General features: G+C 73.4%; 8 protein-coding genes. 6 read left to right on the forward strand and 2 right to left on the reverse strand.

Features of this window, described 5'->3' with window-relative positions:
* Positions 1–118: 118 nt before the first annotated feature.
* Together ACFVYS_RS04495 and ACFVYS_RS04500 are read right to left on the reverse strand one after the other, a co-directional pair.
* Positions 119–1,441: an extracellular solute-binding protein gene (locus ACFVYS_RS04495; RefSeq protein WP_389498759.1), complete on the reverse strand. Its 1,323-nt coding sequence runs from the start codon at positions 1,439–1,441 to the stop codon at positions 119–121.
* A 277-nt stretch (positions 1,442–1,718) separates the two neighbouring features.
* Entirely contained in the window at positions 1,719–2,852 is a 1,134-nt protein-coding gene (locus tag ACFVYS_RS04500) for an ROK family transcriptional regulator (protein WP_389498761.1), read from the reverse strand.
* 321 nt (positions 2,853–3,173) lie between these two features.
* On the opposite strand from ACFVYS_RS04500, the gene ACFVYS_RS04505 reads away from it, so the two are divergent.
* The 6 genes from ACFVYS_RS04505 to ACFVYS_RS04530 all read left to right on the forward strand — a co-directional run bounded on the left by ACFVYS_RS04505 (position 3,174) and on the right by ACFVYS_RS04530 (position 12,173).
* Positions 3,174–4,082, forward strand: coding sequence for an N-acetylglucosamine kinase (locus ACFVYS_RS04505; protein WP_389498763.1), 909 nt, complete (start codon positions 3,174–3,176; stop codon positions 4,080–4,082).
* A 231-nt stretch (positions 4,083–4,313) separates the two neighbouring features.
* Positions 4,314–6,230: a phosphatase PAP2 family protein gene (locus tag ACFVYS_RS04510; RefSeq protein ID WP_389498765.1), complete on the forward strand. Its 1,917-nt coding sequence runs from the start codon at positions 4,314–4,316 to the stop codon at positions 6,228–6,230.
* 98 nt (positions 6,231–6,328) lie between these two features.
* A complete protein-coding gene (locus ACFVYS_RS04515; RefSeq protein WP_389498767.1) occupies positions 6,329–7,987 on the forward strand; it encodes a glycosyltransferase family 39 protein in 1,659 nt (552 codons plus the stop codon).
* A gap of 98 nt (positions 7,988–8,085) precedes the next feature.
* Positions 8,086–9,009, forward strand: a complete 924-nt coding sequence (locus tag ACFVYS_RS04520; protein WP_327186659.1) for a MurR/RpiR family transcriptional regulator — start codon at positions 8,086–8,088, stop codon at positions 9,007–9,009.
* A 303-nt stretch (positions 9,010–9,312) separates the two neighbouring features.
* Positions 9,313–9,693 carry a hypothetical protein gene (locus ACFVYS_RS04525; RefSeq protein ID WP_020129043.1) on the forward strand — a complete coding sequence of 127 codons (381 nt, stop codon included), beginning with the start codon at positions 9,313–9,315 and terminating at the stop codon, positions 9,691–9,693.
* A gap of 101 nt (positions 9,694–9,794) precedes the next feature.
* Positions 9,795–12,173 (forward strand): SpoIIE family protein phosphatase, encoded by a 2,379-nt coding sequence (locus ACFVYS_RS04530; RefSeq protein WP_389498769.1) that lies wholly within the window; start codon positions 9,795–9,797, stop codon positions 12,171–12,173.
* Positions 12,174–12,187: the final 14 nt, after the last annotated feature.

The following is a 12,187-nucleotide window of genomic DNA, read 5'->3' on the forward strand; positions in this document are numbered from 1 at the left end:
GCGGGCTGGTGGGAGGGGCGCCTGGGGGCCCTCGCGAGGCGGCGGGCGTGGTGGGGGGGCCGGGGGGGGCCGGCGGGGCGGGCTGGACCCCGCCGCCGCCCGGCCTTCGGGCCTGTGATCAGCCGCCGACCTGCTGGTTGTAGCCGGCCACGATGTTCTCCAGGGCCTTGTCGGCCGACTGCTGGCCGTTGATCGCCTTGCCGAGCTCCGTCTTGGTCGGGTCCTCGGTGAGGCTCTTGCCCTTCAGCACCCAGTTGGTCTGCGCGCCGCTGAAGTAGCCGGAGATCGGGGCGTAGAGCGGGATCGACTCGTTGTACAGCTTGAACGCCGCCTGCGCCGCCTCGGAGGTGAAGGGGTACTTCGGGTTCAGACCGCTCTCGACCGGCAGGAACCCGGACGCCTCGCACAGCGCCTGGTAGTGGGCCGGCTCGTACAGCCACGACAGGAACTTCGTCGCGGCGGTGGCCGCGTCGCCGTTGTTGTTGAAGCCCACCGTCATGCCGCCGCTGTTGACGTCGCTGGCCTGCACCGGCTGGGCGGGAGTCGGGACGCTCGCCCACTCGAACTTCTTGATGCTCTCCGCGAAGGCGGGGACCTGCCACACGCCGGACCAGAAGGCGACGACGTCACCGCTCTGGAACATGGCCGACGGGTCGGCGCCACTGGTCCACACCGACTTCGGCATGGTCTTGTCGTCGTTCCACCCGACGAAGGTGTTCACGGCCTTCTTGGTCGCCTCGTCCACCGAGAACTTGCCGGAGTCGTCCGCGTGGACGTACTTCCCGCCCATCTCGTACACCATGGCGCGGAGCCTGGACGGCGACTGGTCGAACGTCAGGGAGTACTTGGCCTTGGTCTTCTCGCGGACCTTGTTCGCCGCGGCGATGAAGTCGTCCCAGGTCCAGGTCTTGTCGGGCGAGGTCGGGAAGGAGACACCCGCCTCCTCGAAGAGCGACTTGTTGATGAACATGCCGGACGCGGTGACGTCCGAGGGGATGGACAGCACCTTCCCGGACGAGTCCTTGGCGACGAAGTTGGCGTTGATCTTGTTGGTCTTGTTGTTGGCGATGGAGCTGAGGTCGATCAGCTTGCTCGACCAGATCGGGTCCAGCGCCGGGACGGCCGCCACGTCAGGCAGCGAGTTCGCCTGCGCGGCGTTGTGCAGCTTCGTCGTGTAGCCGTCGTAGGGGATGTTGACGAGCTTGACGTTGACGCCGGTTTCCTTCTTGTACTGCGCCACCATCTTCTTCCAGCCCGCGTCCTGCCCCGGAACCGTGGAGATCCAGAACGTCAGCGACTTGGAGGTCCCGCCCGAGCCGGACCCCGACCCGCAGGCGGAGAGAAGCAGGGCACCTGCCGCGGCCCCGGCAGCGAGGGGAACCAGGCGGCTTATGCCGCCGCGGCCGAGTCGGCGGGAGCGCCGCACACCCACAGTGGTCATCTTCGATCCCTTTTTTTCGTCGTAGGGGACGGAGCACGGCGCCGACCGAGGCGGCACGGGTGCATTTTGCAGGAAGGTTGCTTTCTGATGGCGTCGGCCTCGCCCGGCCGCTTCGCCTCGACGGGTGGGATCCCCGGCCATGAGGGCCGTCGTCGCACAAGCGCGCCCTCGTGCGGCTGCCGTACTTCGCGTACCGGCGGGATGCTCCACCCAAGCCGGCGTCCCGACCGACTTAGAAAGCGCTTGTCCGGACATTGGCAGACCGAGTCGCGGGCCGTCAATCCTTGGCCCGCGCGGCCTCGGTCACGGTTTGGACTCCCCGGGCGACCGCAAGCCGCGCGGCACCCGTGACGGTGCCGGTGTCGCCGACCGTGCTGCTGACCACCTCGGTGGGCCAGCTCAGCCGCGCCAGCTCGGCCCGCACACCGGGCAGGAGCTGCGGATCCGCGCCCGTGCTGCCGCCCAGCACGATCAGGCCCGGGTCCAGCACGGCGGTCACGGCGGCGGCCAGCCGGCCCACGTCCGCGGCATGGCGGCCGACGACCTCGACCGCCGGGGCCCGGCCCTCCCCGGCGAGGGCGAAGAGCCGCTCGGTGCTGCGCGGGCAGGGACCGTCGGCGGCCTGCCAGGCCGCCGCGGCCCGGCGCAGCAGGGAACGCGCCCCGATGTACTCCTCCAGGGCCTCCTGGCGCGGCTCGCGGCCGTCGTCCCAGGGGTAGGGCAGCCGGGCCAGCTCTCCCGCGGCGCCGTTCGAGCCGCGCAGCACCGAGCCGCCGACGACGATGCCGAGGCCGATGCCCACGCCGATCCGCAGATACCCGAAGGTGTGCCGGCCGCGCGCGGCCCCCTCGTGCAGCTCCGCCAGCGCGGCGCAGTTGACGTTGTTCTCCAGGTGGACGGGCACACCCGGCGGCAGCGCGACGGCCATGGCGTCGAAGACCGGGCCCGCCTTGGCGGTCGCGGGACGCATGCCGCTGCCCCGCAGGTCCCGGGCGGCGACGTCACCGACGGCGACCACGATGGAGCGCAGCGGAACCCCGCCGGGCAGCGCGGTGAGCGCCTCACGTACGGCGTCGGCGGCATCCGTCCGGGAGGCGGTCGCCTCGGCGAGCAGGGTGCCGTCCAGGGCGCAGCCCCGGACCCGGGTGAGGGCGGGGCCGAGATCGACGGCGAGTACCGCGCCGGCGGCCGGCCCGAGACCGTATACGGCCGCCGAGCGGCCGGTGCCTCCGGAGGCGGTGCCGGAGTGCGCGGCGAGCCGGGCGCCCTCCAGTTCGGCGACGGCGGAGGACACCGTCGGCTTGGACAGGCCCGCCAGGCTCGCGAGCTGCGGCCTGGTCGCGCTGCCCGCCTGGGCCAGCACGGCGAACACCGCACTCGCGCTCTCGGTCAGGCGGGGGGCTTCCGCCACGTCGAGTTCCACAGTTTCCCCCACACGGGTACAGGGCCGCGCGCCCGGACCGATCGTCTCGGCGGGCTGCGGCGATGGGATGCTCCGACGTCGCGCGTTCCCGTCCCGCGGCGGCCCGGACGGGAGCCTGGACGGTCGAGTGCGCGATTACTCTTGACGCACTGTACTTCGTTAGTTAACTTCCTAACGAACTTCACGGTACTCGCCTGCCGTGCTCGTCAGAAGCCCGTCCCGGGGCTTCCCTAGTTCACCGATCCGCAATCCATCGGACACGGTTCGCCCGCCGTCGCAGCTCGACGCAGCAACGACGAAAGAGGATCCGTGCAGGACTCTCCACCTTCGGCCGCCCTCGTGGTCGGCGTTGACGTGGGCGGCACCAAAACCCATCTCCGCGCCCTCACGGGCGACGCCGTCGTGACCGACCACGTCCGCGCCAGCACCGGCTGGCGGCCGCACGATCCGGCCGCCGCCACACGCTGGCTGACCGGCCTCGTCCACGAGACGCTGCCCGGGGGCGCGCGCCCGGCCGCGGTCGCCGTGGGCGCGCACGCCTGCGAGACACCCCGCCAGTGCGCGGAGATCCGCGATGCCCTTCAGCTCTCCCTCGGTGTGCCCGCGCGCGTGGTGGGCGACGCCGAACTGCTCGTGCCCGCCGCCGGACTGGACAAGGGCGTCGGCCTCGTGGCCGGCACCGGCTCGGTGGCGGTGGGCCGGCTGCCGGGCGGCGACCCCGTCCAGGTCGGCGGCTGGGGTGCGGTCCTCGGCGACGAGGGCGGCGGCGCCGGTCTGGTCCGCGAGGCGGCCCGGGCCGTGTGGGCGGCCCACGACCGCGGCGAGGAACCCGGAGCCCTGGCTCGGGGCCTCCTCGCCGCTTTCGGCGTGCCCGAGGTCCCGGCGCTCGGCGCCGCCCTGGAGAGCGCCTCGGACGTCTCCGCCGAGTGGGGACGGCACGCGCCCGCCGTCTTCGTGGCGGCGGCCGACGGCTGCGCGCTCGCCCGCTCCGTGATCGCCGAGGCCGGTGCGGCGCTCGCCGGGCTCGTCGCCCGCCTCGCCGCACGCGGTGTCGCGGTCGACGACGTGGTCGTGGCGGGCGGCACGGTGCTCGGCCAGCCGGCGCTCTACGAGGCGTTCGCCGCCGGGCTCGCCGACGCGGTTCCCGGGGCACGGCCCCAGCCGCTCACCGTGCCGCCGGTCGAGGGCGCGGTGGCGTTGGCGCGCGCCCTGCTGTGAGGCGCGGGCCTCTCGTTCACCCGCAGGACACGCACCGGTCGCCGGGTCATCGCGGAAGCGACACGCCCCGGCCGTAGATCTTCGCTCGTACGCGCTTCCGGCTCGCACGTCGTCACCGGACAGCCGGTTCGCACCCGATCGCACGTGCCCCGCACGTATCCCCGTATCCCCGCAGGTATCCCGCACGTCCTCGCCGGCCGCACGGCCGAAGAACTCGAGAGAGGCACACTCATGCCGTCACCCGCCGGGCAGTCCACCCCCTCGGCCGTGAACAGAAGGCGCTTCCTGAAGGTCTCCTTCGGCGGCTCGGCGGCCCTGGTGGCCGCTCCGACGCTCGTCTCCTGGCTGGGCGCCGCCGACGCCAAGGCCGCGACGAGCCCGCTGCCGTTCGTCGACGACTACAAGACGAACGTCACGACGAACCTCACGCCCGAGACCAACGCCGTGGTGCGGATCCTGGGCGGCTTCGCCCAGGTGTGGAAGACCGGCGCCGCCTGGAACACCGGCACCCCACTGCGCCCGGAGATACTGCGCGCCAACATGCGCTACTGCATCGCGATCACCCGCTCCCGCACGGAGGCCGCGGGCCGGCAGGCGTTCGTCTACGACCGTCAGCACCAGAGCTACGCGATGATCGCCGGGCTCGGTCCCCTGACGGATCTCTACAAGAGCGGCGCCAAGGCCGTCACGTCGATCACCAGCGCGCCGGACACCACTCCCGCCACCACGATCAGTGACGCCGTGCCCGCGGACGCGCCCGCCGGCTCCGCCATCGGCGCCGGCTCCTACACCTCCGACCTCGGCCAGGTCGCCAAGCTCGTCGACACCGTGCGCGGCCCGTTCGCCTCCGGCAACCCGGGCAAGTACGCCTTCCAGTACCCGCGCCCGTGGCGCATGAACGAGAACAGCGAGGTCGTCGACACCGGGAAGACCGATGCCCTCGGCTTCCCGGTGTACGACTCGAAGGTGGTCGTCGTCCCGCAGCTGCTGCGTCAGCGCGGCACCTCCGCGACCGACGACGGCGGCTTCCCCAGCGGGCACACCAACGCCTTCCACCTGGCGTCGCTGGCGTTCGCGTACGCCGTGCCCGAGCGGTTCCAGGAGCTGGTGACCCGCGCCCTCGAACTCAGCCACACCCGGATCGTCTCCGGCATGCACTCCACCGTCGACGTCCTCGGCGGCCGGATCATGGCCACCGCCCTCGCCGCCGCCGCGCTCGCCGACCCGGCCAACGCCGCGCTCAAGGCGGCCGCCCGCGCCCAGGCCCTGGCCTACTTCACCGAGAAGACCGGCACCACGGCCGACACCCTGTCCGCCTACGCGCACTCCGACGCCTCGGACGCGTACGCCGACCGGGAGGCCAACGCGCGGGCCAACGAGCCCCGCCTGACCTATGTCCTGGAGCGCCAGGGCCGCAGGACGCCCCTCAGCGTGCCCAAGGGCGCCGAGGTGCTGCTGGAGACCCGGCTGCCGTATCTGACGGCCGCCCAGCGGCGCGAGGTGCTGCGCACGACCGCGCTGCCCTCCGGGTACGTCCTGCTGGACGGCTTCGAGCAGTGGGGCCGGCTGAACCTGTTCGCCGCGGCGGACGGGTACGGCGCCTTCGACTCCGACGTCACGGTCACGCTGGACGCGTCGAAGGGCGGTTTCGAGGCGGCCGACGTCTGGCGCCACGACATCGGGGGCGAGGGCGGTCTCACCAAGCGCGGCTCGGGCACGCTCACCCTGACCGGGCACAACCGCTACCACGGCGGCACCGTGCTGGCGGAGGGCGTGCTCGTCGCCGGGCACGCCAATGCCCTCGGCCAGGGCGATGTGCGGCTGACCGGCGGCACGCTGCGCGCGGACGCCCCGGTGCGGGTGCGGGGCGCGTGGGCCCAGGAGTCCGGCGCGGTGCTGGACCTGACGCTGCGCGGGCGCCACGGGCCCGTCCTCACGGTGTCCGGGCGGGTCCGGCTGGACCGGGGCGCCGTGCTGTCGCTGCGCCTCGACGCCGACCGGCCGCCGGCCGCGGGGACGACGGTCCCGGTGATCGACGCCTCGGCGCTGCGCGGTCAGTTCGACCGCGTCGAGCTGAACTCCGACCGTCTGCGCGCCGTACCCGTGTACACGGCAGACGGTCTGTCGGTACGACTCCTGAAGCGGTAGCACCCTTCGGGGCGGGAGCCGGTGCGGAGCGAGCCCCCCCGAGGCTGCTTCGCACCGGCTCCCGCCGCCGCCCGGGCGGTGTCACCGCAGGGCGGACGATGGCAACCCAACCGCATCCGGTTCTGGAGACCACCCCCGGCGCGGAGCCGGCGCGGCCCCCGCGGTCGGCCCGCCGGCGTCGTCTCGTCCCGGTCCTGGTGGCCGTCCTGCTGACCCAGATGGCCGTCGCGATGGTCACCACGGCGGTACGGCAGACCCCGACCATCGACGAGCCGGTGTACGTCGCCGCGGCGGCCGGCTACCTCCACGAGCACCGGGTGCGGCTCAACCCGGAGCACCCGCCCCTCGGCAAACTCGTCGTGGCCGTCGGTGTGGCCCTCGCCCGCCCGCACGTGGACGCGTCGTTCACCGGCAGTCAGGAGGCGGCGGGCCGTCACCTCCTCTACGAGTCCGGCAACGACCCCTGGCGGCTGATGCTGTGGGCCCGGCTGCCGGTGATCGCGCTGACCCTGCTGTTCGGCCTGGTGGTGTTCGCCTTCACCCGTGATCTCGCCGGGCCCGCGCCCGCGCTGGCGGCGCTGGCCCTGTACGCCTTCTCCCCGGACGTCGTCGCGCACGGCTCGCTGGCGACGCTCGACGTCCCGGCGGCGGGCTTCCTGCTGACCTCGGTGTGGCTGCTGTGGCGGGCCCGCGACGGCAGGGCGCGCCGGTACCTGCCGCTCGCCGGGGCCGCTCTCGGCGCGGGGCTCGCCACGAAGATGAGCACGCTGCCCGCGGTCCCCGTGCTGGTGGCGCTGGCGGCGCTGTCGGTGTGCGCCCGGCGGCCCCGCGACGCCCGGCGGGCGCTGCGGGCGGCGGCCGTGGTGACGGTGGCCGCCGTCGCCGTGGTCTGGGCCGCGTATCTCGCGGTCGATCCGCTGCTGCGCTGGGATCCCGGGGCGACCCATGTGCCCGCCGTGCACGGCCTGCACGGGCACCTGGTCCGGATGCTGCCCTTCCCCGAGGCGTACCGGGACGGCATGCGGATCCAGTTCGGCCTGGAGAACCGGTCGTGGCAGGGCTTCCTGTTCGGGCACCGGTACTCCGGCGCCCGTTGGTACTACCTGCCGGTCGCCCTGGTCGTGAAGACGCCGCTCGGCATGCTCGCCCTGTGGACGGCCGGGGCGGTCACGATGGCCGTGGTGCGACGGCTGCGGCCCGCGGCGCCGTACGTGCTGGTCCCGGCCGCCGTGCTGCTGGCCTCGGCCATGACCGGAGCGCGGGACCTGGGGACCCGGTACGCCGTCTTCCTGCCGATGTTCCTCGCGGTGGCCGCGGGGTGCGTCCTGACGGTGCGCCGGCGGTGGGCTCCCGTGGTGGTGGGGGCGCTGACGCTGTTCGTCGCCGTCAGCTCGCTGCGGACCTACCCCTACTACCTGCCGTACTCCAACGAGGCGTTCGGCGGACCGGCCGGGACGCATCTGCGGCTGCACGACTCCAACGTGGACTGGGGCCAGGACCTCGGGCGGCTGGCGGACCGGCTGCACGGCCGCTACCGGGGCGAGCGGGTGTGGCTCGTGTACAAGGGCAGCGGGGTGCCCGCCTACTACGGCATCGAGGCCTCCGACCCGAGGCGCGTGCCGCCGGGGCAGGTGCACGGGCTGCTGGTCGTGTCGGACTCCGCGGTGGCCGAGGCCAGGGACGGGCTGGGCGTACTGCTGCGCTCCAGCCGGCCGGTCGACGAGGTCGGCGACTCGATCACGCTGTACCGGCGGTAATCCACGATCACCGGGTGCGCGAGGGGCGTCTTCGCCCACCCTGTCCGGCGGGCGCCCTGAAGTATGTTGAGCCCGTGGAAGACAAAGGAGGCGCACCGGTGCCATCGCCGCAACAGGCACGCGCACAGGCATCCGCGATCACCTCGGGCAGAACCGGTCCGGAGACGGAGGTGTCCCCGACCTCCCGGCTCAGGGCGCTCTTCGACGGACCCCATCTGTCCCCGGGGCAACGGCGCATCGCCCAGTATCTGATCGAGCACATCACCGAGGCGGCGTTCCTGTCGATCACCGACCTCGCGGACCGCGTCGGGGTCAGTCAGCCCTCGGTGACCCGGTTCGCCGCGGCGGTCGGCTTCAGCGGGTATCCCGCGCTGCGGGAGAGGCTCCAGTCGATCGCGCTGGGCGCCCTGGCCGGCGGTCCGGCGGCGGCCGAGGTGAACCGGAGCAACGAGCTCCAGGCGGCGGTCGAGGCGGAGATCGAGAACCTGGAGAACCTGCGGCGCGACTTCGCCGATCCGGACCGGGTCATCGACGTGGGCCGCAAGCTGTCGCAGTCGACGCCGCTGACCATCCTGGGGCTGCGGATCTCCGTCTCGCTCGCCGAGTACTTCGCCTACGCCGCCCGCCGGGTCCACCCGGACGTGCGGCTGGTGACCCGGGGCGGCAGCGTCGCCTACGACGCGCTCCTGCAGTCCCGGGAGGCGGGCGGGACCTGGGTGCTGGCGTTCTCGATGCCGAGGCACGCGCAGGAGACGCTGACCGCCGTGCGGGTCGCGCGCAGCGCCGGTCTCAAGGTCGCGCTGATCACCGACCTGGCGCTGGGGCCGGTGGCCGACGAGGCCGACGCCACCTTCGCCACCGGCACCGGCTCCCGCCTGGTCTTCGACTCCTACGCCGCTCCCGGCGTGATGGCCGCGGCGCTGCTCCAGGCCATGACCGACGCGGGCCCCGAACGCACCCAGGCGCGGCTCGAGGAGTACGAGCAGATCGCCGAGCAGCACCACTTCTTCCTGCGTGAGTGACCGGCCTCCCGAAGGCCACCCCCCTCCCCCGGTACTTCACAGAGGGATCATTGCGGGCATTTCGCGCATGAATGTTTTCATACGTCTTGCAAAGCGGTCGGCATATATAAATACTGCTCACGGCCGCATCCGCCCGCCAAGGGCTCATGTACGAGCACCCGAAGCCGCCGTCCCCTACCCGCGTCGGCGCCCAGGGTGTTCGGGGCATCGCTCGCGCGAGCGCCCGTGGCGGCCCCGGTCTTCCCCTGGGCCGGGGCCGCCCCGAACCGTCGGACCACCGTCACGACGCCAACACCGGAAGCGATGATCATGACCCTGACGACGACGCGCATCAGCTCGGACTGGCCGTGCCAGGTCAAGACTCCCGGCAGCTACGACTGGGAGCGCTCGGCGGCCAAGTGGCTGCGCGAGCTGGTGCCCGCGCGCTACGCGAGCTACCCGGCGCTGCTGCGCCACCCGGTACTGCTCGCCCGCCACGCGCAGATCCAGGTCCAGAACGAGGTCCGGGTGGCCCGCACCGCTCTCCAGACCGCCCGCGCCGACCTGCCCCGGCTGGGCCTGCCGGAGTCCGTCATCGAGCACACGATCAAGATGTACGCGGCCGAGGTCATGCAGTTGCAGCACATCGCCCGCAGCGTCCGAGCGGTCACCCAGGCCCTGGTCGAGCAGACCTCCGGCCGCTGAACGGGAAGATCCGTTCGCATCCCCCGGACGGGCATCACGCCTGGCGGGAGCGTTGCCGCAGGACCTCGATCGAAGCCACCCCGATGTGCCATGCTCAAGGCGTGACGAGCGAACCCGCCCTGCCCCCGCAGTCCGGCGACGCGCCCGACGTGGCGGCACTGACCCGGGTCGTGGCGCGCCAGCGCGCGGAGCTGGACCGACTGCAGGATCTGGCGGCCACCGCGGCCGTGCTGGAGCGGGCCAAGGGCGCGGTGATGGCACAGCTCGGCTGCTCGCCGGACGCCGCGCAGGAGGAGCTTCAGCAGCGGGCCAAGGCCAGGGAGCGGACACTGCTCGAGGAGTGCTGGATCAGCCTGGGCACGCTCTCCCCCCAGCCGCGCGGCGCCACCGAGCCGACTCCGGCCGAACCTCTCGCGCCCAGGACGCCCGGGCCGGCCTCCGACGAGATCGACGCGGCGGCCCTCGGTCACCTGAGCCGGGCCCTCGTCCGGGTCGGGACCTCGCACGATCTCGCCCGGTGTCTGCTGGACCGGCTCACCGCGGACGTGGGCGCCGGCGCCGTCATGATCTTCGCTCGGCGGCCGGGTGGCGGCCTGGAGCTCACCGGGCACGCCGGCATCGACAGGACGCTGGCCGAACAGTGGAGCCGGGTGCCGCCGGTCAGCGGGATCGCCGCGCTGGACGCCCTCACCGCCGGGCAGCCCCGCTGGCTGGAAGACGTCCGGGAGGACGGCAGGCGGTACCAGCTGATCGGCGACCCGCCCGAGCGCTGGCCGTCCCGCGCCTGGCTGCCGGTGGTGACCGGCGAGTCGGCCGACGTCGTGATCGGGATCCTGCGCCGGCGGGAGGGCGTCTTCCCGCCTCCGGTGCGCGAACACCTGCTGGCCGTCGCCCAGTTGTGCGCGGGGCCGCTGCGCACCTTCGGCACCCGGCCGGGTCCCTCCGTCGGCGGGGCCGCGGACGGAGTGCAGACGGTGCTCGACCGGCTGCCCGTCGCGGCGGTGCTCCTCACTCCGCTGCGTACCGCGGCGGGCGACGTCGAGGACTTCCGCGTCGACGCCGCGACCAGCGTGACGTCCGACGCCCTCGGCCGCAGCGGGCGCGAACTGGTCGGCCTGCGCTTCCTGGAGTGCTGGCCGGAGGTCGCCCACGATCCGTTGTGGGAGGGCTGTCTCGAGGCGCTGGCCGGCGACCGCCCGTACGAGAGCGAGCCGTTCGCCCGGCAGCAGATGGTGTCCGGGGTCAGCGAGCTGGCCACCTATTCGGCGCGGGTGGTGCGGCTGGGCGACGGACTGGTCCTCAGCTGGGTCCGGCACGATCCGTCCGACCGGCAGGAGCAGCGGCTGGCGGACGTGCAGCGACTGGGCAACCTCGGCTGGGCCACCTGGAACCTGGACACGGGCGAGGGGAACTGGTCCTCCCAGGTCTTCAGCATCTTCGAGCGCGATGCCGCACTGGGCGTCGTCCCGCTCTCCGGGCTGCCGCGGCTCGCCGCCCCCGAGGACCTGCCGACGCTCGCCCGCGCCGTCGGCGAGCTGGTGCGGCACGGACGGCCGTGCGATGTGCCGTTCCGGATCGCCACCCGGGCCGGCGTCCGGCATCTGCGGGTGGTCGCCGAGGCCGTCTCGGACGCCCACGGCACGCCCGTCGAGGTGCACGGCTTCGTGCAGGACCTCACCGCGCAGCGCAACGCCGAACTCGCCCTCGTCGCGAGCGAGCGGGCCATGCTCACCCAGCACGGAGTGCTGGAGGCCGAGCGCCTGGTGGCCGCCCGGCTGCAGGACGCGCTGCTGCCCCTGCCGAAGGAACCCGTCCGGCTGGCCGGGCTGCGCGTGGACATCGCCTATCTGCCCGCGCAGTCGGGCCTCAGCGTCGGCGGCGACTGGTTCAGCGCCATCGAACTGCCCGACGGTGACGCCCTGTTCGTGGTGGGTGACGTGGCCGGGCACGGCATGGGCGCCGTGGCCTCGATGGCGCTGCTGCGGTTCACCGCCAAGGGCATGGTCATCACGGGCTCGACGCTGACCGGCGCCCTCAGCCGCCTCAACGCCCTGCTGCTGCACTCCCGCGACCCGCACGGCTCGGCCACCATGATGCTGGCCCGCTACAGCCCGCGCGAACGGCGGCTGGAGTGGGCGCAGGCCGGCCACCCGCCGCCGTTGCTGGTGCGCGCCGGCGAGGCGCACTACCTCGAGCGTCCCTTCGGGATGCTGCTCGGCGCGACCGACGCGCCCCGCTACGAGGCGGCGGAGGTCCACCTGAAGCCTGGCGACCAGATCCTGCTCTACACCGACGGTCTGGTGGAGCGGCCCTCGGAGAGCATCGACCGCGGCCTGGAGCGGCTGGCCAGGGCCGCCGCGCCCCGGGCCGGCGCCGCATCCGCCTCGCTGGACCAGTTGCTCGGCGCGACGCTGGAACCCGAGGGACGGGACGACGTGTGCGTGCTCGACATCCGGGTGCCGACGGACGCCGAGCGGTAGGACGGCTCAGTCGT

Origin of the sequence: Streptomyces sp. NPDC058295 (assembly GCF_042880655.1) — a bacterium.
Taxonomy (GTDB): domain Bacteria; phylum Actinomycetota; class Actinomycetes; order Streptomycetales; family Streptomycetaceae; genus Streptomyces; species Streptomyces coriariae.

Excerpts from the sequence above, each read along its gene's own strand:
- ACFVYS_RS04495 (WP_389498759.1), bottom strand. The coding sequence starts at position 1,441 with ATGACCACTGTGGGTGTGCGGCGCTCCCGCCGACTCGGCCGCGGCGGC.
- ACFVYS_RS04510 (WP_389498765.1), top strand. The coding sequence starts at position 4,314 with ATGCCGTCACCCGCCGGGCAGTCCACCCCCTCGGCCGTGAACAGAAGG.
- ACFVYS_RS04515 (WP_389498767.1), top strand. The coding sequence starts at position 6,329 with ATGGCAACCCAACCGCATCCGGTTCTGGAGACCACCCCCGGCGCGGAG.
- ACFVYS_RS04525 (WP_020129043.1), top strand. The coding sequence starts at position 9,313 with ATGATCATGACCCTGACGACGACGCGCATCAGCTCGGACTGGCCGTGC.